The organism is Lentilactobacillus parakefiri (assembly GCF_002157585.1).
Classification (GTDB): Bacteria; Bacillota; Bacilli; order Lactobacillales; family Lactobacillaceae; genus Lentilactobacillus; species Lentilactobacillus parakefiri.
Map to the genome: position 1 here is coordinate 1 of NZ_BDGB01000103.1, position 25,032 is coordinate 25,032.

Below are 25,032 nucleotides of genomic sequence, written 5' to 3' on the forward strand. Positions count from 1 at the left end.
TTCGTCGCTTAAAGCATAGAACTAGGGAGGCTTAGATGCCTTTTTTTGTTATCAAAAAGGGCCTAGTACTTTTGGAATGGAAATACTTTCCAACACCAAAAATTCTAGACCCATTCTTATTGACGATTTAACTGTTCCCGTGAGAGCAAAACGTCCTGGAATGTGGTTCCCAACACACAAGGAGCGCTTTGCGAACATGGCAAGGCGCTTTTAATTTTAGGAGGAAATCACAATGATGCAAATTACTAAACCGGTAAGTTTTGAAAATGTTGTAAGTATGGAAGACCTTTCGGCAGAAGACGTTTTATCATTCATCCATGAAGCACAAGATTTTAAAGCCGGCAAGCAGATTGCCTTAAAGCGGCCAGTGTATGCCGCTAACCTTTTCTTTGAAAGCAGCACGAGAACCCACACCAGCTTTGAAATGGCTGAACGTAAATTAGGCCTTCAAGTTGTTAACTTTGATCCTTCCAACAGTTCATTAAGCAAGGGTGAATCAATGAGTGACACGGTTAAGACCTTCCAAGCAATCGGTGTTGATTTGGTTGCCATCCGTGATAAGCAGAACGAATACTATAAGGACTTAATTGCTGATCCAAACGTTCACGTTGGCATTGCCAATGGTGGTGACGGTTCCGGCCAACATCCATCACAATCACTGCTTGATATGATGACTATATATGAAGAGTTCGGTCATTTTGAAGGATTGAAGGTTGCCATTGTCGGTGATTTAACCCACTCACGAGTTGCCCGTTCCAACATGAAAGTATTGACCATGCTTGGCGCCCACGTCTACTTTGGCGGACCAAAGAAGTGGTACACCGAAGAATTTGCCAAATATGGCGAATGGATGCCGATCGATGATTTGGTTGAAGAAATGGACGTCATGATGTTCCTCCGGGTTCAACACGAACGAATTGCTGACGACGAAAACGGCAGTTTCTCTGCTGAAAAATATCATGCACAATATGGTTTAACCGCTGAACGTGAGTCCAGAATGCCACAACGGTCAATCATCATGCATCCGGCACCCGTTAACCGCGGCGTGGAAATTGCTGACGAATTGGTTGAATGCGACAAATCTCGAATCTTCGAACAGATGCACAACGGTGTCTTTGTTAGAATGGCAATCATGACCAGCATGCTTCGCAATCGTGACCTGATTAAGGAAGAATATTAATAGCGAGGAGAATTTCGACTGATGAAACGCATAATTGCTAATGGGAAAATACTTGATCGTGGTGAATTGGTTAAACGCGATATTTTAATCGAGAATGGTCGGGTGGCTGAAATTGCTGAAGACATTTCCACTGATGGCGTCGAAGAGGTTGTTGATGCCAAGGAAAACTTTGTCTCTGCCGGCCTAATCGATGTCCACGTGCACTACCGCCAACCTGGGCAGGTACAAAAAGAGACCATCAAGACGGGCAGCATGGCCGCAGCCCACGGTGGCTTTACCACTGTGTGTGCGATGCCAAATGTCACTCCGGCACCTGACTCAGTTAATAATATGGAAGCTTTAATTAAATTGAACCATAGAGACGGTGTCGTTCACATCAAGCAATATGCGACGATTACCACCAATCGTGGCGGTGATGAGTTGGTTGATTTCAAGGCGTTAAAGGATGCCGGCGCTTTTGCGTTTAGCAACGACGGCAACGGTATTCAAAAGAGCAGTACCATGTATGAAGCAATGCAGCAGGCTGCCAAGCTGAATATGGCAATTGTTGAACACGTCCAAGATGACGCCTTAACCTATGGTGGTGTCTTGAACGGTGGGGCTGCTCAACGACTAGGGATGAAAGAAATGCCCTGGGTTAGTGAGTCGGCTCAAGTTGCCAGGGATGTCATTTTAGCAGAAGCTACTGGCGTGCACTACCATGTCTGCCACGCTTCATCCAAACATACCGTTAACATTATCCGAGCTGCTAAACAGGCTGGAATTAACGTTACCGCCGAAGTTTCACCCCATCATCTATTGTTGTCAGATGCGTTTATCAAAGAAGACAACGCGATGTATAAAATGAACCCGCAGTTGCGAGGCGAGGACGATCGCCAAGCCTTGATTCAGGGCTTGCTTGATGGCACGATTGACATGATTGCCACCGACCACGCGCCTCATACCAAAGCGGATAAGGATCAGTCAATTGCCACCGCTGCTTTTGGCATCACGGGGAGTGAAACAGCGTTCAGTATGCTGTACACCCGATTTGTTAAGACCGGTCGGTTCACCCTAACTCAATTGATTGACTGGATGACCAAACAACCGGCAACTGTCTTCAAGATGAGAGGCGCCGGAACACTGACAGTCGGCCAACCCGCTGATATTGCCATCTTTGATTTGGACCACGAACATGAGATCAAAGAGAGTGACTATCTGTCAAAAGGCAAGAACTCACCGTTTACCGGCGAATCAGTCTATGGAGATACGGTCATGACCTTGGTTGATGGCGACGTTGCCTATAAAAGATCGTAAAATGATCATATAAAAACATATTTTTAATCAATAAGAATAAAAATGCTGCAGCTCACCGAGAGGCCTAACTCTTGATGGACTGCAGCATTTTAGTTATTTGAGAAACATGGTGTAATAGCCAACTGACGAAACTGCTTGGGCTGTGTTGACTTTGCCTTCATGAATCCAATCGACGACTTGTTGAAGCGGCACTAATTCACTGTTGACGAACTCATCTTTATCAAAGTGGCGTTCGACGCGTTCGCTGGGATCAAATTGAATCAACATCAAATCGGCAAATTGATCCATGAAGCCTTCCGAAGAGGTAATTCGAGTCATCTTAGTGACTGATTTGGCAACGTAGCCAGTTTCTTCACGCAATTCGCGGGCTGCCGCCTGCTCGCTGGTTTCACCAGGATTGACAATGCCGGCTGGCAGTGAGACCGAATCGCTGTTGACGCCAGCCCGATACTCACTGCTCATCACGACCTGGTCATCCGGTGAAATGGCCAAGATGGTGATGGTGGGGTCGGTCTTGATAAGATCACGTTCGATTTTTAAACCGTCCGGCGTTTGGATGTGTAGTTGGTCAACTGAAAAGACGCGACCAGTATAGACGTTTTTCCGGTCAAAAACCTTGCCTGGGTGGTGCCATGTTTTGAACAACTGATTATCTCCTTTGTCTTCTATACTCACTGAATAAGGCTGGTGTGAAAAGACGATTCATTACAGCAATTATTCTATCATCATTTGGGTGCTCATCAAGGTCACAGAGACGGTCAACTCGTCATCTTAATTCCAACAATACTTACCAGCAGCAGAATGACAAAGCCCCAAGTAATTGGTGAAATTTTGTCCCCAAACAGAATAGTACCGGCAATCACAGTTCCAACGGCGCCAATCCCCGTCCATACCGGATAGGCGATGCTCAATGGCAACGTTTTGGTGGCATGTGCCAGCAGGAAAAAGCTGATCAGCATGCCGACAATGGTGACAATCGATGGCATCAAGTTGGTAAAGCCGTGACTATATTTCATCGCCGTTGCCCAAACAACCTCAAAGAGCCCTGCAATAATCAAAAATATCCAATTCATAAAAATCCTCCTAAAGAAAAAGGGTACCCCTCACAATTCCTTCTATGACCTAACGGAATTGTAAAAAGTACCTGAAGTTGCTGCCCGGTGGCAGTCGAATATGAAGTTGTTATTAGTGTAGCACATTTGGAATTGAAAGGGAATTTACTTCTGCAACACTCGAACTCTATACACCGCATCAATCTGCGCAAGGCGCTCAACCAATTGGTGTTGCTCTTCGTTCTTCAAGTTGTCCAGGTCGACGATGGTATAGGCAACTTCCTTACGAGCGGCGTTACTTATACTTTCGATATTGATGCCCGCATCGGCCAACAGGGTGGCAATTTGACCAACCATATTTGGAATGTTCTTGTGGATCAGTGTCAAACGATAAGGGGTGTTAAAGGGGACTTGGAGGTTGGGGAGGTTCACCGAGTTTTCGATATTGCCAGTCTCCAAATAAGTCATGATTGTATTGGCTCCTTGAGTGGCGCCGTTGGCTTCGGCTTCAAGCGTCGACCCGCCAATATGGGGCGTAACCACCACGTCGTCTCGGTTTAATAGGTTATTTTCACCAAAGTCAGTGTAGTACGTCCGAATTTTACGAGCGTCCAAATAATCAACTGCGGCCGCGTTATCGACAATGCCATCTCGTGAATAGTTAAACAGCTTCACGCCATCCTTCATAATTGCCATTTGCTCAGAACCGATTAATCCAGTGGTTTCTTCATTCTTCGGGACGTGGACGGTAACATAATCGGCTTGTTGAAGCGCATCGCCAAGGGTTTTCGCCCGGGTAATCGTCGTCGAAATGTGCCAAGCTGCGTCAGCTGACAGGTAAGGATCATAGCCGATTACCTTCATACCTAAGGCGCTGGCCGCATTCGCAACCAGGGAACCAACGTGGCCGACACCAATCACGGCTAGTGTCCGGCCAATCAGTTCGGTTCCTTTGAACTTAGTTTTGTCCTTTTCAGTTCGCAGGGAAATATCGGCCCCGCTGTTGTGAGCAGCGTAATCGGCCGCAGCGAATAAGTTCCGCGATGAAGCAATCAGGAGTGCGATAATGAGTTCTTTCACCGCGTTGGCATTACTTCCGGGAGTGTTGAAGACTGCCGTTCCGTTGGCAGTCGCCTTGTCTAAGGGGATGTTGTTAAACCCGGCGCCGGCTCTGGCGATGACTTTCAAATTCTTTGGAAAGTCCTGGTCGTGAAGGTTTACGGATCGAATTAGGTAGGCGTCAGCGTCATCGGTTTTATTAATTTGGTAGTTGTCGGAGAACCGGTCTAATCCAGCTTGAGCAATTGCATTGTAAGTTTTTACTTGATACATATGAGTTCCCCCTAATGTTGTTTTTCAAAATTGTGTAATAGATCAACCAACGCTTGGACACCTGCAAGTGGCATCGCGTTGTAAAGGCTAGCACGCAGACCGCCGACACTCCGGTGACCCTTGAGATTCATCAAGCCGGCTTCTTTAGCTGAATTGATTACCTGAGTGTCCAAATCCGCGTTGCCAGTGCTAAATGGGATATTGGTCAATGAACGGTCAGACGCCTTGATATGGTTGGCGAATAATGTAGATTCGTCCAAGAAGTCGTATAGGAGAGCTGCCTTTTGCCGGTTCACCTTTTCAATCCCGGCAATCCCGCCTTGATCCTTCAGCCACTTCAGTACCAATCCGGTGGCGTAGATGTTGAAAACGGGTGGGGTGTTATACATGGAATTCTTTTTGACGAATAAATTGTAATTGAGAATGCTTGGAATATGGTCGACTGGCTGAACCAAGTCATCCCGAACAATGACCAAAGTGACCCCAGCCGGCCCGAGATTTTTTTGGACACCGCCAAAAATTAAACCAAAGTCACTGACGTTGTATTGCTCGGCCATGAAGTTGGAAGACAGATCGCCAACCAAAGTCACATCGCCGTGTTCCGGCAGCTGGTGATAAGCGGTCCCTTCAATGGTGTTGTTCGTCGTGATGTGTAAATAATCGTAATCATTGGCCGAGATGGCTTTGTCAAGCTGGGGGAGGGCGTGATAATGCTGATCCTTGGTCGAAGCCAAAACATCCACTTGGTAGCCGAGGTTGGCTGCTTCATCACCAGCTCGAGTCGCCCAATGACCACTGTCCAGCAAGGCAATCCGTTTGTGTTTCGTCGCCAGATTCATCGGAACGGCGGCAAACTGACCGGTACCACCACCTTGGAAGAAGAGAACGTGATAATTATCAGGGACGTGCATTAAATCTCTGACGTCCTGCTCTGCCTCGTTGATAATGTCGTCAAATAGTTTGGAACGATGGGAAATTTCCATAATGCTCATCCCGCTGCTGTTAATTGAAGGCAGTTCAGCCTGGATCTGTTTGATAACTGGATCAGGCAGTGTTGCCGGACCCGCCGCAAAATTATATACCGTCATGACCAAAAACTCCTTTATCTAAATTAAAAAGCTCCCACAGAATAACTGTGAGAGTTTCTAACTGACGTTTTTAGCGGTCTCACAGTGATTAAAAAGATTTCATCTATGCAAGGCCTTTTGTTGAATCGCATGTATCAAAAGATGGCCTACACAGATGTGACTGTAGACCAGGAGGATGATGTTGTTGTAAAATCAGCTAATTGCATGTTCATGTGAACAACCTCCATTTCTTATAACTAAAATCTAACAGAACTCACAGATAAAAGCAACACCCATTTTCAAATAAAGTGTCATGACAATGTTTGCATGTGCATCAAGAACATGGTAAGTTCAATGAATAATGGATTAAGTGGAGGAAAGAATATGACTGATTTTTATTTTGTTCGCCATGGTCAGACTGCGGCCAATGCCGCCGGACTAAAGCAGGGGACCATCAACTCGGCAATCACTTACCTATCGGAAACCGGAAAGCAACAGGTGGAAAGTTTGCGGAAAGGTTTCGATATCTCGTTTGCGGATCGGATTGTCGCAAGCCCACTGCAGCGGACAAAAGACACTGCGGCTATATTGAATCAGAGCGCGAACTTGCCGGTAACTTACGACAAACGCCTTCTCGAAATCTCTTATGGTGATTGGGATGGCGAAAAAAATACCGATCTGATGGCCAAATATCCCCAGCTTTTTGATTTGACGCTGAATGATGTCCTTCCCACGTACGCTGATACTGCAAATGGGGAGCCTTTTGACCATGTGATTGATCGTATCGATGAATTCATGCAGGACGTTGCGGCAAAATATTCTAATGACAAGATTATTCTGGTGACGCACGGTTTCACGATTAAAGCAGCGGTGTTAGCGGCCATTGGGCGACCAAACGACATGATGGTGGTTGAAGAACCTGATAATACCAGCGTGACCCGGATTACTTTGCAGGCAGATACGCAGTCATATTATCTGCGTTATTACAATCGAGTGGTTAATTCTCATTTTTAAATTAATTGACAAATGAAATTCAATTGGGTATATTAAATGGCATCAAGTAACGAAAGAGGAGGAAGCCATTCATGCAACAATCAGCTGCTAAATTCATGTGTTGTTCAATGTGTCAAGCTCAGGTTAGCGCTGATCGTGGCTTCTTTGGTAAACGATTGGATTTTGGGGAAAAGCTGTGAGCTGATAATTGACAGCCCATCTTTTCAAGAATCATCAACACCAAGAGTGTTTCATTTCAGCGTCATAGCTGAAGTGAGGCACTCTTTTTATGTCCTGGCAGATCTCTTTTGTTTGATCACAACAATTAAAGGTGGCGGTTGCAGTGTGTAGTCAGATGTTGATCGAAGAAATATGACAAACTAAATTCTTTGGAGGAATCATTCATGCGAAAACTTAGATCACTCTTATTGTTAACTTTAAGCGCCATTTTGGTGGTGACTTTGGCTGCTTGTGGTAAATCTGCAAACAAGTCCAATAATCCAAAACAAACTTTGAATCTCAGTACGACTGCACCTTTGGACACCATCGATATTTCCAAATCCACCGGGTACGGCCAGACTGGTAACGTCTTCGAAAGCTTTTATCGCTTGGGAAAAGACGGCAAGCCGACTGCAGCCCTAGCCAAGAGCGGTAAAGTATCCAAGGACGGCAAGACCTGGACCTTTACCCTGCGCAACGCCAAATGGAGTAATGGCGATCCAATCACTGCTCAAGACTTTGTTTATTCCTGGCGCCGGACACTGAAGCCAAGCACTAAATCGACTTACGCTTATTTATTTAGCGGCATCAAAAACGCCGATCAAGTCAATGCTGGTAAGCTCTCACCGAATAAGATCGGCATTAAAGCATTGAACGATAAGACGGTTCAGGTTCAACTTGAAAAGCCAATTGCCTACTTTAAGGTACTGATGGCCTATCCATTATTTGGACCTCAAAACCAGAAAGTTGTCGATAAATATGGCAAGAAGTATGGTACTAATTCCAAGTACATGGTTTATTCAGGGCCATTTAAAGTTCAAAATTGGAATGGAACTGGCAGTAAGTGGCAATTTGTGAAGAATAATCAGTATTGGGACAAGGGGGCCGTGAAATTAAACAAAATCAATTACACGGTGGTTTTCAGCCCAACCACCGGTCTCGAATTGTATCAACAGGGTAAGCTTGATTTGACGCCACTTTCTAATGAACAGGTCAAGCATTACAAGAAGAATAAGGAGTTCCAACAGTATCCATACTCGTATGTTGGCTACCTCAAATATAACTTTAAAGATGCTTCTCAAGCTAAACGCAAGGCGATGAGTAATAAAGATATTCGATTGGCGATTTCGTTAGCAATTGACCGCCAGCAGCTCACCAAAAAGGTCCTCGGAGACGGTTCCGACACTCCAACTGGATTTGTGGCTGCCGGTCTCGCCAAAGATCCAAAGACGGGCGTTGACTTTGCTAAACAGCAAGCCGTTCCAAATTCGGTTGATTATAACGTCAAACTTGCCAGACAGCACTGGGAAAAAGGCTTGAAAGCCTTGGGAACCAAGAACGTTACCTTGACGCTCACGGCATCTAACGATGATCCAACCAGTAATCCGATTACTCAGTATCTAAAATCCGAACTGCAGCGTGACCTTCCTGGCTTTAAGCTGAATATCAGAAACGTGCCTGCTCAAGCCGCCAATCAAGAAGTCTTAAAGGGCGATTTTGACCTCTCGCTTTCCGGCTGGGGCGCCGACTTCAATGACCCAATCTCATTTCTGCAGATTCCTGAAACGGGGACTGCCTATAATAGCGGCAAATACAGTAACCCAACCTATGATCAATTAATCAAACGAGCCCAAAATCGAGATGCCAACAATCCTGAAAAGCGCTGGGGTGACTTGGTGAAGGCGGCTAAGCTGTTTAATGCCGATCAGGGGATGACCCCACTTTATCAACAGGTTACTTCTTACCTGCAGAAGCCTGATGTGAAAGGAATCGTTCATAACACTGCTGGAACTCAGTGGAGTTATAAGACCGCTTATATCAAATAATTATTTGCATGAAGGATCTTTGACAGTGGTTGAAGGTCCTTTTTGATACCAGGGGGCTCACACTGGCAGAATCCTTCAGCAAATAAAGAACTCATGGCAATTAAATGTGAGATTTCTCACCGTGACCTCACTAAACATGGTACACTTTTGGCAACAAATATTTTTGAGGTGATATTAGATGACAAGAAAAATTGGTGTTATAGGAATGGGCCACGTTGGCTCGACAGCTGCTCATTACATTGTTGCAAACGGCTTCGCGGACGATTTGGTGTTGATTGATATCAATGAAGACAAAGTCAAAGCTGACGCAATTGATTTTGAGGATGCAATGTCGAATTTGCCCGTCCACACCAACATTACAGTGAATGATTATTCTGCGCTCCAAGATGCCGATGTGATTATTTCAGCCTTGGGAAATATTAAGCTTCAGGATAACCCCAACGACGATCGGTTTGCCGAACTGCCCTTTACCAGCAAAGCCGTTAAATCGGTTGCCCAAAAGATTAAAGATTCCGGGTTCAATGGCATCATTGTCGCCATCACCAACCCGGTTGATGTGATTACCTCGATTTACCAAGAAATTACTGGACTGCCCAAAAAACACGTTATTGGAACCGGGACCCTCTTGGATTCTTCACGGATGAAGCGGGCGGTCGCTGACGAACTGCATTTGGATCCACGTTCTGTTACCGGCTTTAATTTAGGTGAGCACGGGAACTCCCAGTTCACTGCCTGGTCAACGGTTCGCGTTTTGAGCCGGCCGATTACTGAGGTTGCCGAAGAACGTGGTTTGGATCTGAATGCGCTGGATAAAGCAGCCAGGGAAGGCGGCTTTAACGTGTTCCATGGTAAAAAGTACACCAACTACGGGGTGGCAACTGCTGCTGTTCGGTTGGCTAATACGGTGATGAGTGATGCCCATACCGAACTGGCTGTTTCCAATTATCGTGAGGAACTGGGCACTTACTTGTCTTACCCAGCAGTTGTTGGCCGCGATGGGATCATTGAGCAGGTTCAGTTACAATTGACTGACGAGGAAAAGAAGAAACTACAGATTTCAGCTGATTATATTAAGACGAAGTTTAAAGAGAGTATGCAATAGGCAGCAAAATTCCCATCATTTGGCTCGAATAAAGAAACTATTTAGTGCCTCCACTTGTACTTCGTTACTTTGAATATGACATTGCCGAAACGTGGGAATTAAAGCAGTTTCCGGCCATATAAGCAAGCAATCTAAATATCCAAACCCGGGATATTCAGATTGCTTGCTTATATTCTGGAAACTAACCGCTTTAATTCTCACTCTGGTTAAAGATATTCCGTATAATTCATCAATAGATATCCGCAGTTGATATTCTGTGGATCTCAAAAGCGGCAGTTAATCGTCTGATAACAGAAAGGTGTCGAATAATGAAAAAAGCAATTTCAGTTGCCAACACGCGTCCTGGACTTTGGCAGGATACCAATGTGACCTATGCACAAGTCCCCGGTTGGCTTGGACATTCAACGTTGAATCTGGAATTAACCGTATTACGGCAATTTGAGGGTCAACCGCACGCGTTGCCGGTTATCTTTTGGTTTGGCGGCGGTGGGTGGATGACGGTTGATCATAATGTGCATCTTCCCAATTTGGTGGATTTTGTCAGAGCTGGCTATGTAGTTGTCAGTGTTCAATACCGCAACAGCAACCAGGCAGTGTGGCCTGCTCAGCTCATTGATGCAAAAGCTGCCATCAGATACATCAAAGCCCATGCCGAAAAATACCAGATCGACCCTAGTCGAGTGGCCCTTATGGGCGAGTCTGCCGGCGGCCACCTTGCCAGTATGGCGGCAGTCACAAATGGGCAAAAACAGTTTGATGTTGGTGATTATCTGGATCAATCAAGCGATATTCAGTTGGCGATTCCTTGGTACGGGGTAGTCAATCCACTTTCTGCCAAACAAAATAGTGCCAGTGATGACTTTGACTTTGTGTATCGGAACTTATTGGGGGCTAAACCTGAAGACCACCCCGAATTAGTTGCTCAGGCGGATCCGCATACTTTTATCAATGATCAGACGATACCGTTCTTAATACTACATGGTTCCGATGATGAAGTCGTTCCCGTTGAGGACAGTCGAAAGTTGTATGACGACCTGATTTCCCATGGAGTGGATGCAGATTACTACGTGCTTGAAGGGGGTCAACATATGGACGAACTGTTCATGCAACCTGAAGTTGTCAAGATTATTGTGGCCTTTTTAAATCACCATCTTAAAGAGTAACACGCATGATTGACCGAAGCTCAGCCATTTCTGACTACTAAAAATCAGCCTACCGAATACTCGGCAGGCTGATTTTTTGGGGTAAAAAAATAACCACCAGCAACGAACGGCCGGTGGTTAAAACCTATTTATCTAACTCGAATTGTTAATATACTTATATTATAACGCCCCAAATCCGATTTGTCAACGTTGCCTGAAAAAGATATTCGAGTTTGACTGGTTGGCAGGTTCGACTTAAAATTGAGCCAATAAACAATGATTGGGGTAATCAATTTTGATAAATGGTGAATCAGTGTTTCATTCAAATAACTACAATTCTCCCGAATATCGCAGCTTAAATTATGCCTATCAGGATAAAATGACCGAATTATTCTCCCACCGCCGAATTGACTATCCGGCTAAGAAACTTCAATTTGAAATTGAAACCGTTAAGCTCACCAGCACCATGACCCAGCAGCAATATCTCAAATTCCAAAGCTTGGTGGAATCATTTCCCAAAAGGCAGCGTCGTGGGCCAGCCCCCGTGATTGGTAAGGATGATTACCAGAGCCTGATTTTATATCACGATTATCAATTATTCGATTTGACGCAGTATGTTGTTCGCAGCCCAGTGGGGTTTGGTTACACTGTCAGTCAAATGATTGTGGTCACAAGTGAACCGGCAGGAGGGCCAAATCACGAGATCAAGGTGACTTTAACCATTAACCCCAACCGTTTTGTCAATGTACTGGAAGAACCTCTGATTGGGTTGGTTGCGTTGGAAATGCTGCCCCTTATGGTGAGGCCACAGATTTCTGAAATCAGCTTAACGTTGGATATGCCGTTAATGATGAACAATTTTCATGTCCAGATGCTTGGAGAAGCTGGCACCAAACAACAGATTATCCAACAACTGAATGCTCAACAGGAATATGAACTGAGCCGGATTGCATACGTAGACCCTGATCACACCCGAAAACTGACAGTCACTGACAAGTTTCAATCGCTGTTGGATAATCAGCTGCTGGTGGCCAACACTGACTATATTTCTGCCCGAGAAGCTGAATATTATCGAGACCGGGCAGGAGAGCGGCAATTTCTCACTCGCATCAAATTAACGGTCTCATCACCAACTGCAGTTATGCGCTATATGAAAAGTCACGAATGGCTGATGCGGGATGTTTCAATTGAATACCGTGATAATAGTGGTGTTCAGCGATTCCCCGGTACCGATTACGCGACGGATGGGAAAGACTTTCGGCGTTCATTTAACCGGATGCTGACATATCGGCTTAAGGAAGTCCAGAAACGGGCTCGCCAGTTGCCATATTTGACTGAGGAGGTTTGGCAGAATACCTTGAATTAAAAGCAGCAGCTTAACTATTTGTCAGTCATGCGTTGCCCCACTATTATCTAGCTTAAACGCGAGGCAATCGGCTGACCTTGCCAATCAGGCAAACAATCCAGTTATTCCAAAAAGCAGGAATAACTGGATTGTTTGCTTAAATTCTGGGATTAAAATGCGTCGTGCTCCATTATACGAATTCGATTCTTAGTTTCTTATGAGATGCCTCCGCAATCTGACTAAGCAGCTGTGTTGAAACGTTCATTGAACCATGTTCAATTCTTGAGATTGTGGACTGAGGTTTACCAACCAATTTTGCAAAGTCGCGTTGATTCAAATGCATGCTTTCACGTAAGTCACTAACCGCCACCGCAGCATCTAAATTAAAATCTTCTTGTTTGGCCTTCGCAGCAAACTCTGGGTCACGTCTACTGCGCTCTTTGATGTAATCATCAATTTTGCTCATCATCATTTCTCCTCTCATGAAAATATGTATTGCGGCGACCGCGGCCACGCTTCTTCTCAGACTCAGGCGTTTTGTTCCTTTTCTTGGTGAAACCATGTGTAATTAAATATTGATTCCTACTTACATGGAAATAAATTGCTCTTTGGATGTTGGAACCAAACTGCGAACGGATTTCAAATAAATTATCTTCGAGCTTTTTCGTCCATTCTTGGCGCTGAGCAACAGCCAATCCGTAGATCTCAATCTTGGAGATTAGCTTAGTTAGCTTTACAGCATCTTTGCTTGGTAATGAATCCAGAAATCGTTGGAACTCGGCCCAGTCATAATAGTCAAAGACTAATTTTTTCATATCTTCATGATATCAGATCCGCTATCAGCAAGCAAATATAATGCTGCTTTATTTGAACAAATCTCATTAAATGAAAATTCACTGTTGAACTAACATCTCAAAGTGGTATGCTGTTACCATTAAAAATTTTTGAGGTGATTAAATGACAAGAAAAATTGGTGTGATTGGAATGGGAAGTGTGGGCGCTACGGTTGCTCACTATATCGTATCTGGCGGCTTTGCCGATGATTTGGTACTGATTGATATTAATGAGAAAAAGGTTAAAGCCGACGCCTTAGACTTTGAAGATGCGATGGCCAACTTACCAACCCATACTAACATCGCTGTGAATGATTATCGTGAGCTGGCTGACGCCGATATTGTGATTTCTGCGATTGGCAAACTCCAGCTGCAGCGCGATAATCCCAGCAATGATCGATTCATCGAGTATCCATATACCCAAAAGGCTGCGGCATCAGTTGCCGGTAAGATCAAGGATTCCGGCTTCAATGGGATTTTAATCGTCATTACCAATCCAGTTGACGCGATCACGTCAATTTATCAGGCGGTCACTGGGCTACCTAAGAAGCATGTGATTGGAACCGGCACATTGCTGGATTCGTCACGAATGAAACGGGCCGTGGCCAAAAAATTACATATTGATCCGCGTTCCGTGGCTGGCTATAATCTTGGTGAACATGGGAATTCTCAATTTACTGCTTGGTCAACTGTCCGGGTGTTGGGCAAACCAATCACTGAGTTAGCCGACAAGGAAGGCTTGGACCTTGATAAAATTGACGAGGATGCCCGGATGGGTGGCTTTGTTGTCTTCCGTGGTAAGGGGTATACCAACTATGCGATTGCCAGTGCGGCTGTTCGGCTAGCCAACGTTATTTTAAACGATGCACGAGCAGAACTGCCGGTATCTAACTACCGTGAAGAACTCGATTCATACTTATCCTATCCAGCTATCGTTGGTCGGGATGGCATTGTCCAGCAGCTCCAACTTGACTTAACAGATGAAGAATTAGCTAAGCTGCAAAACTGTGCCAACATCATTAAAGAGAAGTTCGAAGAGTCAAAAGCCAAGGACTTCGCGACCGAATAAGGATCTTTCACATAGAACAGTCGAACAATCAATCACACATAGTGTTTTAGAAAGGGCTGAGACAAAAATAGTTTTCGTCTCATCCGGACTTTATCATTTTGAATAACCACTTGCAGAAAGGTGAGAAATAAAGTAGTTTCTGGCCATATAAGCCGGCAATCAAAATATCCAGGCTCAGGATATTCGGATTGCCGGCTTATATTCTGGAAACTAACCGCTTTATTTCTCACTCTTTTTAGTTACGGGTCTTTTATGCACTTCTCAAGGGCAAATGCTGTATATTATGAGTAACGAGTTCTAAGGGGTGAGAGGATGAACAAGGGAAGAGTTGAAGCGTTCACGGATGCCGTTTTAGCCATTATTTTGACGATTATGATTTTGGAATTTAAAACACCGGAATCATTTGCGATTAGTGCAGTTTTGGATCAGGTGCCATACTTGATTTCCTATGCAATTGGTTATTTATTTATCGGCGTTGCCTGGTACAATCATCACTATATGTTCTCAAAGACCAGGTGGATCAGTCGAAATGTTTACTGGGCAAACAACTTTTGGATGTTTGCGACGCCATTTTTACCGGTCGCAACGGCTTGGGTCGGCAAAGGATTGAACCAGCAAGGTTTTGAAACTTTTTACTTTCTGGTTTATTTGCTCTGGTCGGTGGCGTATTTCATTCTTTCTGTCATGCTTGTGAAGGCAAATGAAAAAGACTACCGGCCGGAAGCTGCAAAGAGCATTCGGTCAATGGCCATTTATCGATTTATGGGTAGTTGGAAATGGGTAAGTGGACAGATAGTTGCTTCGATTGTGGCAATTATCTATCTGCCGGCTCTCCAAATGGTCCTTGTTTTCTTATTGATTATTTTTGTTGGTGCGCGATTTAACAAGGACAGCGATCAGTTGTTTAACTAATGGATGATCAGAGAATAAAGCCAGTATCCAAGGAAACCAACACACAAACTCAAAGATCCGAAAATCATGATCTGAACGGCGCAGACAAAGGTTTTGGTTTTAATCTGCTCGTGATTAAAAATTAATGATTCTTTGATGATCAACGGGACTGCCAATAGAATTGAGAACAGTGCCAGTGGGAAGACGCCGACGTACATGGCATAAAACACCAGCAGGACGGCCAAAACATTGGCGGCATTGAACATCAACAACGCATTTTTGACACCGATGTAATGGACAATTGTCCATCGATGATTGACTTCATCCTCCTGTGCATCACAAATATTATTAGCGAGCATAATATTAGCGATCCAGAAGAAGAGCGGTGACGATGCCAGCAGAATTTGAGCCAATAAGGATGTATCCCAGGCAAATAGCTGATAGGAATTAACATACACTGAGATTAAGGTGATCATGACTCCCATCGCAAACCCGGATGCAACTTCACCAAATGGGGTGCTGGAGATGGGACGAGGCTCCGATGAATACATGATGCCAATGGCAAAACAGATCAGGCCCATCCACAGCAACGGTAAGCCCACTTGAAAGACCAGGTAGATTCCGATCAAAGCCGATGGCACAATCATGCCGACAATCAGTGTTCGAATGAGGTTGAGCGAAATGTGCTTGCGGCCGATAATGTTGGTACCGGACTTCCTCTTATCTTCGCTGGAATGCATATAATCGTTGTAGTTGTCCAGCGTGTCCACCGTCATGTTAAATAAAAGCATTGCAATAAAAAAGAGCACGGCATACAGGCCATTTGCCGATCCCAAGACGTACCAGCTAAAGAATAGTCCCGTGAAAAATGGGAAGATGCTGGCAGCCTTGGCTCTTAGCTCGACTAACTCTGTAAAAGTTGATAAACTCATCTTGACCTCCAAAAATGATTCATTTGTTCAAAAATATAGTTTAATTATACCAAAGGAGCGGGAAAATGACGCTGACAAATAAGACGCCGGAAACAAAAGTGGAATCATTATTCGATCAGATTGCCGACAATTATGATGGGATGAACTCCCTGATTAGTTTGGGTAATCATCAGCACTGGCGCAAACTGGTCATGAAACAGTTAAACGTTCAGCCAGGCAGTTTTGCGATTGACCTATGCTGTGGAACTGGCGATTGGACGATTGCCCTGGCCAAGGCGGTTGGCCCATCCGGCCAGGTAGTTGGACTTGATTTTAGTGACGAGATGCTGAAAATTGCTGATAAAAAAGTTCGGGCGGCCGGATTGTCAGATCGGGTCACACTGGTTAAGGGGGATGCCATGAAGCTGCCCTACGAGAATGGCCAGTTTGATCTTGCCACCATTGGCTTTGGCCTGCGAAACGTTCCGGATGCTGATCAAGTGCTCCATGAGATGAGCCGGGTTGTCCACGCCCGAGGTCAGGTTGCCTGCTTAGAAACCTCCAAGCCAACTAATCCGGTTATCAAATTAGGCTGGCAGATTTACTTTGATTTGGTACCATTAATGGCAAAAGTAGCTGTGAATCGGTACCGGGAATATGCTTATTTACAAAAAACAACAGCCGAATTTGTGTCAGCTCAACAGTTGGTCACAATGTTTCAAAACGCCGGTCTGGTTGATGTTTCCTATCGACCATTCACCTTTGGGGCAGCGGCATTTCACCTAGGGACGAAGCCCTGATAAACTGCCCCTTGATTCACAAGATTAAAAACGTTATCATGTGTTTAACATATTCTAAGGAGTTTTTAATTATGATAACTAATTTAAACATCCAAATGAATAGTTGCCGATATTACTTTTGGTTTTTCCGAGTGTGATCTGTGAATAAGCCAAAAGCATTTCGTAATGCAGATTAAGGCCGCACAGATCACTGAGTTGACTGTGCGGAATCAGACCAATGGTGGGTCCTCACAGTCAGTTCGTTGACTTTGAGGACCCTATTATTTTGAGGAGGAAAACAGTATGAGCAAATTATCAGATAAGATGAACAAACGGGTGGCAGCGTTAACACCGGCCGCTATTCTAACCTTTAACCAGAAAATTTCAACAATTCCAGACATTGTTAAGTTAACTTTGGGCGAACCTGACTTTAACACCCCCGAGCACGTCAAGCAGGCGGCAATTAAGGCGATCGATGATAACGAGAGCCACTACACCAACTCGCGAGGAACTGAGGGACTCCGTCAAGCTACAGCCCATTTCTTGAACACCAAGTACGGATTGAATTACGATCCCGATAAACAGGTCATTATGACGGAAGGGGCCACCGGTGCCATCTACTCGGCGTTAACCGCCATGATTAATCCCGGTGATACAGTGATCGTGCCAACCCCGATTTTCCCACTTTACGTGCCAATTTTGATGCTGGCCGGTGCCAAACCAGTCTTTGTGGACACCTCGGATAATGGGTTTGTATTGTCACCAGAAAAATTATCGGCGGCAATTGATGCCAACCAGGATACGGTTAAGGCAGTTATCCTTAACTTCCCCAATAATCCAACCGGTGTCACCTACCACAGAGATGACCTGCAGAAGTTGGCGGATGTGATTTCAAAGCACGACATTATTTGTTTAAGTGATGAAATCTACAGTGAGTTGACTTACGACGGGACCCACGTTTCGATGGGGTCCATCCTGCCGGAACAAACCTTAGTCATGAACGGGGTTTCCAAATCTCACGCGATGACTGGCTGGAGAGTTGGGATGATTTGTGGGCCTGAAGAGATCATCAATGAAATTGCCAAGGTCAGTGAATTCACGATTACCTCGTTGACCGCCAACGCCCAGGCCGCTGCTGAAGAAGCTTTCAAAAATGGCATGGACGATGCCCTGCCAATGAAGCAGGAGTACATGAAACGCCGAGACCTGTTGGTGGCTGGTTTGGAAAAAGCCGGCTTCAGTTGTCCTAATCCTAATGGGGCCTTCTACGTGTTCGCTAAGATTCCAGCTGGATTGAATCAAAACAGTGAGGCATTCTGTTATGACTTGGCTAAAGAAGCCAAAGTTGCTTTAATTCCGGGGTCATACTTCTTGCCGGGCGGTGAAGGCTACGTTCGGATTAGCTACGCGGCCAGCGAGGAGAACATCCAAGAAGCGGTAAGCCGGATTCAAACATACGTTGATAAACAATCAGTCAAATAAAGGGAGCTTGAATTATTTTGAAAATTTTAATGTACAACGTTCGACCAGATGAACAAAAGCCGCTGGATGGCTGGGTTAAGAAAAACGGCGTCCAAGTGGATACTAATTCCGTCCCGTTGACTGCTGACACAGTTGATCTTGCCAAAGGATACGATGGGATTGTCATCCAGCAGCACGGACCGGTTTCTGATCCGACAATTTATGAGAAGCTTCATTCATTTGGCATCAAGCAGATCACGCTGCGGATTACTGGATATGAAATTATTGATTTTGATCAGGCCAAGGAGAATGATTTGGTGGTCACCAACGTGCCGGCGTACTCACCTCGGTCTGTCAGTGAATTGGTACTGGCTGACGTCATGAGCCTGCTTCGACACATTGGTGAAGTTGGCGAACGTGAAAAGCACGGTGATTTCAGCTGGAAGGGTGTTGAAGCCCGCGAGATCCACACACTGACGGTTGGCATTATCGGTGCCGGCAAGATTGGCAGCGCGGTTGCCCGAATTTTTAGGGCATTGGGTGCGACGGTGATTGCTGCCGACCCGATTCATCGCCCTGAACTCAATGATACCTTAACCTACGTTGACCACGAGACGGTCTTCAAAACGGCCGATATCGTGACGATGCACACGCCATTGACTGACGAGACCAACCAAATGATGAATGCCGATGTCTTCAAAGAAATGAAGCCGTCAGCGATCTTTATCAATGCGTCTCGCGGCCAAGTGGTTGATACCGGTGCTTTAGTTGATGCGCTTGAAAATCAAGAAATTTCTGCGGCTGCCATCGATACCTTTGAAGGTGAGAATACGATTGTCGGCCAAGACTTAACCGGTAAGCAGATTGACAATCCTAATTTAGAAAAGCTCTTGGCCATGCCCAACGTTAATGTGACACCGCACATTGGTTTTTATACTGAAGTTGCCGTTTCAAACATGGTGGAAATTGCTTTGAATGATGTTGTGACGATTTTGAATGGCCAAAAGAGTCCTCATGAAGTCGGCTAGAAATAATCAGTCTTTGAGGAAGTGATGAACCATGGGAATCGAGTTTGCGGGATTAATTTTACTAATCTTTATTGGTGCTGCCATCTACTATTATTTCGGCAGCCGAGAGCCCTCCAGAATTGTTGGCTATAGGACGCCGCAAAGCCGGAGCACCAAAGAAAAGTGGCAGGCGTCCCAAAAATGGTTTTATTCATGGGGCATTGCCTGCCAAGTAGTTTTGGTAGTGATTAATTTGTTTGTTTCCCTCTCGATAACGAGCAACGTTGTTATTTTGTTGGTTTATATACTGCTGATTAGTTGGGTGATTGAAAGTCGCCTTCGGAAGATGGATCACTAAAGGATGCAAAAAGCCCGCCAATTTGGTGGGCTTTTTCTTGTGGTTCGGGGCTATTTGGCGGTATTTTGCACAAGGACACGTTTGTTAGGATTTCTTGAGGTTCCTGCGGCCTTGAAAATACGCTCCGACGACCCTGACCCCGGCCACATAAGACAAAAAATTCAGTAGCGAACAAGAAACGTTCGCTACTAAATTTTCTGCCTTATGTTCTGGGGTCACCCAGGTCTCGTCGCGCTCTAAATTGATCCCCACGCATCCGCCGCAATCGTTGGGAACAAGGTTACCAATCGTTCTCGCTGTGCTGGATCCAACTTGAACGTAATTGCCGGCAGCAGGGCATTGATTGCATCTTCTGCCTGATCACTGATTTCTGTGGCACCAACTAAATGATTTTGCTTGTCATAAACCAGCGTGTTATCACCAATCTTTTCCTTAGTGACTTGACGATACCAGTCGTTTGGCAAATGATTTTCTTTTGTTGTGAAGCCTTGTTCTTTGGCATCTTCTACTGAAACACCAACCTTGGCAATCCTTGGTGAAGTGAAAACAACCGCTGGAATTGTCGGGTAATCAATTGGGGCCGTAGTGTCACCTGCGAAGGTGTGCATCAAGTAGGTTGACTCAAAGATTGCCGTTGGGGTGAGCTTTGGCTGCTCTTTATCAATGACATCACCTGAAGCATAGATGTTATCAACGTTGGTTTGCAGATGGTCGTTGACTTGAATGCCTTTTTGACTGTAGCTGACACCAACCTTATCAAGACCGATGTCGTCGACGTTTGGCTCTCTACCGGTAGCATCCAGAATCCAGTTGGTCTTCACTTGACCGCCCTTGTAGTTGACGATGAAGCTATGGCCATCCTGCTCGAAGTCGGTAATCTCGGTGTTATTGACAAAGTCAACGCCACGGGATTTCAGATCGGCCACAATTTGCTTAACGTATGGTTGGTAGAACTTGCGTAAGACTTTGTCGCCATGGGTAATCACAGTCACCTTGGCGCCGGCTGCGTTTGCGATAGTTGCGAATTCTAAACTAATGTAGCCCGCCCCAATAATTGTAATATTGGCTGGTAAGTGGGTGAGATTCATGAAATCGGTACTGACATGAGCCAGCTTAGTCCCGGGGATATCCAAACGATGTGGATGCTGACCAGTGGAGATGACAATGTTTTCAGCAGTTTTGGCTTTCCCGTCGACCATCACTGTATGAGCATCCTGAAAGGTCCCGTGACCGTTGATAATGTCGATATTGACGGACTTCATCAAACCGCCGATCATGTCTGGCAGTCCTTCGATCACTTCTTGCTTATGTTTTTCGTTGGCAGTCCAGTTAATCACCAAGCTGCCGTTAACAATTCCCTGCATTTTTTCAGTTAAACGAGTCAAAGCAACTGGCGCATCCAAGGTAATTTTAGCGTTACAGCCGCGATTGGGACAGGTGCCACCAATTAAGCCGGATTCAATCACGCCGACTTTCTTGCCGCGGGCCGCTAGTGGAATTGCACCATCAAAAGTTCCGTGCCCGCTGCCAATGTATAAGACGTCATAATCATAATTTGCCATAGAGATACCTCCCGTGTATTCTGTTCGGAAACGATTACATCTTGAACTAATAAAATCGTAACCTGTAAACAAGTTGCGTGCAACGAATTGGTTTGAAAATCGATGCCGATTCGAAAATGTCTATGTACGTAATCGGACGAAATGGCTATACTTAAAGCAAATACGAGGAGCTGATAGGATGCGCAGAAAAGATCGGGAAGTCACAAATATTGATGAAATCAAACAAATTTTAAAGGATTCTCACGTGATTCACAGTGGGTTTAGAACGGCTGATTATCCCTATGTTGTTCCCACTAATTTTGGCTATGAGTTTGACGACGATGACCAATTGACGTTATATATCCATGGCGCTCCCGTCGGTCATAAGCGTGAATTGATCAAGCAAGACGGCCGGATGGGCTTTGAAATTGATGATGGCGGCCCACTGATGGTGCCCAAGGATCCGAAGCAAAATACCCCCAGTTTTGCCTATCGTAGTGTAATGGGTTATGGGGATGCCGAATTGATTGAAGATTCAGAGATCAAGAAGCACGCGCTCCAAGTAATTTTGGCACACGAAACAGGGCAGAAGTTGAGTGAGTTTGAAGTGTCGGATAAGACCATTGAGTATGTTGGGATTATTAAGATCACCGTTAAGCAATTCACGGCCAAGGCGCATGGCGGGGATGATCCGGAATTCAACTAGAGCGTGACGAGGGCCGGAAGAGGCGGTTTCCAAGGGTACTTTGATTAAAGCCCCAAAACCCAGGGGCTTTAATCAAAGTACCCTTGGAAGTTAGCCTCTGGCCCGTCGGAGCGTTTTTTCAAACCAGAAGGGACCACATCAGAACCTAACAAACGTGCTTTCCGACCCTCACAACTTGACTAACGGTATTTTAGAAATACGAAATAGCGACAAACAAATAAGAGACCGATACAGGGCGTGAAAGCCTGTATTGGTCTCTTAATGCTACATATGATCATGTTTGTGAGCGGCACGTTTCCAAATCCACCCTGGGATGGAAATCAAGACGCCCATCGCAAACGGAATCAGGCTATAAATCAAGGCGCCAGTGGAATGATCGCCATCCCACCACACAAAGTAGCCCATGCCAGGGATGGAAACGATTAGCCCAGCTAATGGTACGGTGATTGTCAGATACTGAATCATTCGATCACGGAGCTGCTGCATACTCATTTGGATTACCTTCTTTTAATTTAAGATTAACACTTTTAAAATCATTGAACATTACAATGGATGAGTCAAATAATGATTCCGGGTCACAATATAGTCAATTGCGCTGGCAATCAAGCCGGTAATCAGACAACACCCGACGAACCCGATTATCGTAAAGTTACCGTTAATCTGAACCGGCGTAAACGTCCCACTTTGATGGAATAAGGTTGAATATAGTCGCAATGCATTTTGTTTGAAATCAAAAGGCCCCAAGACTGGAACACCGAAAAAGTAGCCAAACATCAGAATACCCACCAGCCATCGCCGCTTGAGTAGTAAGGTTAGGTAATAACTGACAATAACGGCGATTAGTGACAAGCCAAACACTGACAAAAACTGCACGGGTGCTTGAGACAAGTAGGACTGACCATCTGCCAAGTAGCGGGTCAACGCCAGTTTATTTGGAATATGGATAAAATTATTGAACCCCAACTGGAAGATAAGCGATGATAGACAGATAAAGAGCAGACTCAAGAAAGTAATTACTCCCAAACTAATCATTTTTGAAAGGATGACACTTTGAATGCCGTTCATGCGGGCTTTAATTTTGAGTTGATTATTTTTGAGCTCGCGATAAGCATAACTGATCGTATAGATTACCATGGTAATCGGAAAGATGATGAACATTGATGATCCGAGAATGTGATCGAAGTTGTTTCGAGGAGCCATCTCGATCAGATCTTGTTTGACCTTTTCACCAGCATCCTTTAGTTTCTTGACAATTGGGGCTCCCTCACTGCTATTAAAGGTCGACGAGCCACCTGCTAGTATCTGATCAACATTGGCACCATCCCGTTTATCACGCTGTTGAATTTGAATCAAATTGCTTGAATCATTTTTATAAGCGGTATATTGAGCCCAGGAGATGGAGAAGCAGAGGATTGTCAGGATAAACAACACTAAGTAGATCGCATCGGCGTGGAGCTGTTGGTCCAATTCTTTTTTGCTTAGGGCTTTGAGCTTTCTCAATTGTGTCTGTCAATTCCTTTCGCTGAATAATCATTTTAGTAAACAATGTCTCCAGCATAGCGATTTTGAGGGTTGAAAACAATCGTAATTCAGAAATGTTCAGACTTATTTCACACAAAATTCACAAAAGATTCATTAATTCACCAACGGCATATACATTCACCAACTTTCGTTCTATCATGATGGTAACGGTTCCAGAACTAGTAAATATGAAAGAGGGATCTTGTATGTTCTTTATTGATACGTCTCGAAATGGCAAACCTGTCTACGATCCGATTGTGAACCAATCTTTGGATAATTATTTAGTGAATGATTTAAAACTTCCCGGCCACGGTTTGATCATGTACGTCAACCAACCGGCCGTGATTATTGGGGTTAATCAAAATGCCTACGCGGAAGTTAACATGCCCTATTTGAAGCAAAAGGGCATTAAGCTGGTTCGCCGGACTTCTGGTGGCGGCGCCGTGTATCACGATTACGGCAACATTATCTTTGAAAACATTGTCATCAATGATGACGAACACTTTGGCGATTTCAACTACTTTGCCCAACCCATCATCGATGCCCTGCATGACATGGGGGCAACTGATGCCGAGATGCGCGGCAGAAACGACATGGTGATTGGTAATCAGAAATTCTCCGGGATGACGATGTTCAAGGTTGGCAAGTCCTATGCGGCTGGTGGGACGTTGATGTTTGATCTGGATATGGATGTCGCCACCGAGGTTTTGACGCCTGAAAAGGATAAATTGGAATCAAAAGGTGTTAAGTCGGTTGAAAGTCGAGTCACTAACGTTAAGCCATTCTTGAAGCCGGAATTCCAGGGGTTGGATATCGAGGGCTTCAAGAAAGCGCTGCTGCTGAGATTGTTTAATGCCAAGTCACTCGATGATATTGAAACCTACCATTTGAACGATCACGATTGGTCAATTATTGATGAGCGGTTGAAGGGGAAGTACGATACCGATGAGTGGAATTATGGGAAGAACCCCGGTTTTGATTACTACGTTTCAAAGCATTATGACATTGGCACGGTTAGCTTCAATTATTCACTGAGCGGAAATCTGATTTCTGACATCAAAATTTACGGTGATTTTATTACCGGTGGCGATATTTCTCTGATTGAAAAAGCATTGAAGGGCGTTGAGCTTAGTAAAGATGCCTTGGTTGCTTCTTTGAACCAAGTGGACATTAAGGCCAACCTGGGCGATGTTTCAGCTGATGAGCTGGCGGACTTGCTGCTGGAGAAGACTCGGATTGATTAGATATGATTGGTTTGTTTTGGGGTTCTAGCATATGAGCTAGAACTCTTTTTGCATTCCATCGTTGTGCAATCTAGACTGCTGGTTATCGTTATGCGACCAGCTGAGCTAATCCGTTGACCTACACTGACCATTCGTGGAATAATATGGCGTTATAAGT

Annotated in this window: 25 protein-coding genes; 15 read left to right on the forward strand and 10 right to left on the reverse strand. The window is 44.9% G+C overall.

What is annotated here, in order from left to right; translation table 11 throughout:
* The first annotated feature begins 232 nt into the window (after positions 1-232).
* Entirely contained in the window at positions 233-1,180 is a 948-nt protein-coding gene (locus LPKJCM_RS10210) for an aspartate carbamoyltransferase catalytic subunit (protein ID WP_057961474.1), read from the forward strand.
* 21 nt (positions 1,181-1,201) lie between these two features.
* Positions 1,202-2,476, forward strand: coding sequence for a dihydroorotase (gene pyrC, locus LPKJCM_RS10215; protein WP_057961475.1), 1,275 nt, complete (start codon positions 1,202-1,204; stop codon positions 2,474-2,476).
* Positions 2,477-2,569: 93 nt separating this feature from the next.
* Here the strand turns inward: pyrC and LPKJCM_RS10220 are convergent, their stop codons facing one another.
* From LPKJCM_RS10220 to serC, 4 genes are all read right to left on the reverse strand, one after another.
* Positions 2,570-3,121: an NUDIX hydrolase gene (locus tag LPKJCM_RS10220; protein ID WP_057961476.1), complete on the reverse strand. Its 552-nt coding sequence runs from the start codon at positions 3,119-3,121 to the stop codon at positions 2,570-2,572.
* A gap of 113 nt (positions 3,122-3,234) precedes the next feature.
* Positions 3,235-3,549, reverse strand: coding sequence for a DMT family transporter (locus LPKJCM_RS10225; RefSeq protein WP_057961477.1), 315 nt, complete (start codon positions 3,547-3,549; stop codon positions 3,235-3,237).
* A 144-nt stretch (positions 3,550-3,693) separates the two neighbouring features.
* Positions 3,694-4,860 (reverse strand): phosphoglycerate dehydrogenase, encoded by a 1,167-nt coding sequence (locus LPKJCM_RS10230; protein WP_057961478.1) that lies wholly within the window; start codon positions 4,858-4,860, stop codon positions 3,694-3,696.
* 11 nt (positions 4,861-4,871) lie between these two features.
* Entirely contained in the window at positions 4,872-5,948 is a 1,077-nt protein-coding gene (gene serC, locus LPKJCM_RS10235) for a 3-phosphoserine/phosphohydroxythreonine transaminase (protein ID WP_057961479.1), read from the reverse strand.
* Positions 5,949-6,311: 363 nt separating this feature from the next.
* Here serC and LPKJCM_RS10240 point away from each other — a divergent pair, with 363 nt between their 5' ends.
* The 5 genes from LPKJCM_RS10240 (at position 6,312) to LPKJCM_RS10260 (ending at position 12,575) form a co-directional block, all read left to right on the forward strand.
* Entirely contained in the window at positions 6,312-6,941 is a 630-nt protein-coding gene (locus LPKJCM_RS10240; protein ID WP_057961480.1) for a histidine phosphatase family protein, read from the forward strand.
* Positions 6,942-7,324: 383 nt separating this feature from the next.
* On the forward strand, positions 7,325-8,965 hold the full coding sequence (locus LPKJCM_RS10245) for a peptide ABC transporter substrate-binding protein (protein WP_057961481.1): 1,641 nt from the start codon (positions 7,325-7,327) through the stop codon (positions 8,963-8,965).
* Between the two features lie 178 nt (positions 8,966-9,143).
* Positions 9,144-10,067, forward strand: a complete 924-nt coding sequence (locus tag LPKJCM_RS10250) for an L-lactate dehydrogenase (protein ID WP_057961482.1) — start codon at positions 9,144-9,146, stop codon at positions 10,065-10,067.
* A 308-nt stretch (positions 10,068-10,375) separates the two neighbouring features.
* Positions 10,376-11,230: an alpha/beta hydrolase gene (locus tag LPKJCM_RS10255; RefSeq protein WP_057961483.1), complete on the forward strand. Its 855-nt coding sequence runs from the start codon at positions 10,376-10,378 to the stop codon at positions 11,228-11,230.
* A gap of 274 nt (positions 11,231-11,504) precedes the next feature.
* Positions 11,505-12,575, forward strand: coding sequence for a hypothetical protein (locus LPKJCM_RS10260; protein WP_057961484.1), 1,071 nt, complete (start codon positions 11,505-11,507; stop codon positions 12,573-12,575).
* A gap of 169 nt (positions 12,576-12,744) precedes the next feature.
* On the opposite strand, the gene LPKJCM_RS10265 is transcribed toward LPKJCM_RS10260, so the two are convergent.
* A complete protein-coding gene (locus LPKJCM_RS10265) occupies positions 12,745-13,020 on the reverse strand; it encodes a helix-turn-helix domain-containing protein (protein WP_057961485.1) in 276 nt (91 codons plus the stop codon).
* On the reverse strand, positions 13,007-13,369 hold the full coding sequence (locus tag LPKJCM_RS10270; protein ID WP_057961486.1) for a type II toxin-antitoxin system RelE/ParE family toxin: 363 nt from the start codon (positions 13,367-13,369) through the stop codon (positions 13,007-13,009). The genes LPKJCM_RS10265 and LPKJCM_RS10270 overlap by 14 nt, the downstream gene beginning before the upstream one ends.
* A 142-nt stretch (positions 13,370-13,511) precedes the next feature.
* On the opposite strand from LPKJCM_RS10270, the gene LPKJCM_RS10275 reads away from it, so the two are divergent.
* On the forward strand, positions 13,512-14,456 hold the full coding sequence (locus LPKJCM_RS10275; protein WP_057961487.1) for an L-lactate dehydrogenase: 945 nt from the start codon (positions 13,512-13,514) through the stop codon (positions 14,454-14,456).
* 312 nt (positions 14,457-14,768) lie between these two features.
* Positions 14,769-15,368, forward strand: a complete 600-nt coding sequence (locus tag LPKJCM_RS10280; RefSeq protein WP_057961488.1) for a TMEM175 family protein — start codon at positions 14,769-14,771, stop codon at positions 15,366-15,368.
* Here LPKJCM_RS10280 and LPKJCM_RS10285 read toward each other — a convergent pair.
* Entirely contained in the window at positions 15,365-16,279 is a 915-nt protein-coding gene (locus LPKJCM_RS10285) for a 1,4-dihydroxy-2-naphthoate polyprenyltransferase (protein ID WP_057961489.1), read from the reverse strand. The genes LPKJCM_RS10280 and LPKJCM_RS10285 overlap by 4 nt on opposite strands.
* Positions 16,280-16,344: 65 nt before the next feature.
* Between LPKJCM_RS10285 and LPKJCM_RS10290 the strand changes: the two genes are divergently transcribed.
* The 4 genes from LPKJCM_RS10290 to LPKJCM_RS10305 all read left to right on the forward strand — a co-directional run bounded on the left by LPKJCM_RS10290 (position 16,345) and on the right by LPKJCM_RS10305 (position 19,863).
* Positions 16,345-17,058 carry a demethylmenaquinone methyltransferase gene (locus LPKJCM_RS10290; RefSeq protein ID WP_057961490.1) on the forward strand — a complete coding sequence of 238 codons (714 nt, stop codon included), beginning with the start codon at positions 16,345-16,347 and terminating at the stop codon, positions 17,056-17,058.
* A 282-nt stretch (positions 17,059-17,340) separates the two neighbouring features.
* Complete coding sequence (locus tag LPKJCM_RS10295; RefSeq protein ID WP_057961491.1) at positions 17,341-18,519, forward strand: aminotransferase class I/II-fold pyridoxal phosphate-dependent enzyme; 1,179 nt, start codon at positions 17,341-17,343, stop codon at positions 18,517-18,519.
* Between the two features lie 14 nt (positions 18,520-18,533).
* Positions 18,534-19,526, forward strand: coding sequence for a D-2-hydroxyacid dehydrogenase (locus LPKJCM_RS10300; protein WP_174659032.1), 993 nt, complete (start codon positions 18,534-18,536; stop codon positions 19,524-19,526).
* Between the two features lie 31 nt (positions 19,527-19,557).
* Positions 19,558-19,863 (forward strand): SdpI family protein, encoded by a 306-nt coding sequence (locus tag LPKJCM_RS10305; protein ID WP_057961493.1) that lies wholly within the window; start codon positions 19,558-19,560, stop codon positions 19,861-19,863.
* 236 nt (positions 19,864-20,099) lie between these two features.
* On the opposite strand, the gene LPKJCM_RS10310 is transcribed toward LPKJCM_RS10305, so the two are convergent.
* The gene (locus LPKJCM_RS10310; RefSeq protein ID WP_057961494.1) at positions 20,100-21,425 is read right to left on the reverse strand and encodes a dihydrolipoyl dehydrogenase family protein; all 1,326 of its coding nucleotides are present in this window, start codon (positions 21,423-21,425) and stop codon (positions 20,100-20,102) included.
* A 178-nt stretch (positions 21,426-21,603) separates the two neighbouring features.
* On the opposite strand from LPKJCM_RS10310, the gene LPKJCM_RS10315 reads away from it, so the two are divergent.
* Positions 21,604-22,110 carry a pyridoxamine 5'-phosphate oxidase family protein gene (locus LPKJCM_RS10315; protein ID WP_057961495.1) on the forward strand — a complete coding sequence of 169 codons (507 nt, stop codon included), beginning with the start codon at positions 21,604-21,606 and terminating at the stop codon, positions 22,108-22,110.
* Between the two features lie 264 nt (positions 22,111-22,374).
* Here the strand turns inward: LPKJCM_RS10315 and LPKJCM_RS10320 are convergent, their stop codons facing one another.
* Both LPKJCM_RS10320 and LPKJCM_RS10325 read right to left on the reverse strand, forming a co-directional pair.
* On the reverse strand, positions 22,375-22,602 hold the full coding sequence (locus LPKJCM_RS10320; protein WP_057961496.1) for a hypothetical protein: 228 nt from the start codon (positions 22,600-22,602) through the stop codon (positions 22,375-22,377).
* 51 nt (positions 22,603-22,653) lie between these two features.
* On the reverse strand, positions 22,654-23,610 hold the full coding sequence (locus LPKJCM_RS10325; RefSeq protein WP_057961497.1) for an ABC transporter permease: 957 nt from the start codon (positions 23,608-23,610) through the stop codon (positions 22,654-22,656).
* 227 nt (positions 23,611-23,837) lie between these two features.
* Between LPKJCM_RS10325 and lplA the strand changes: the two genes are divergently transcribed.
* On the forward strand, positions 23,838-24,875 hold the full coding sequence (gene lplA / locus LPKJCM_RS10330) for a lipoate--protein ligase (protein WP_057961498.1): 1,038 nt from the start codon (positions 23,838-23,840) through the stop codon (positions 24,873-24,875).
* Positions 24,876-25,032 lie beyond the last annotated feature (157 nt).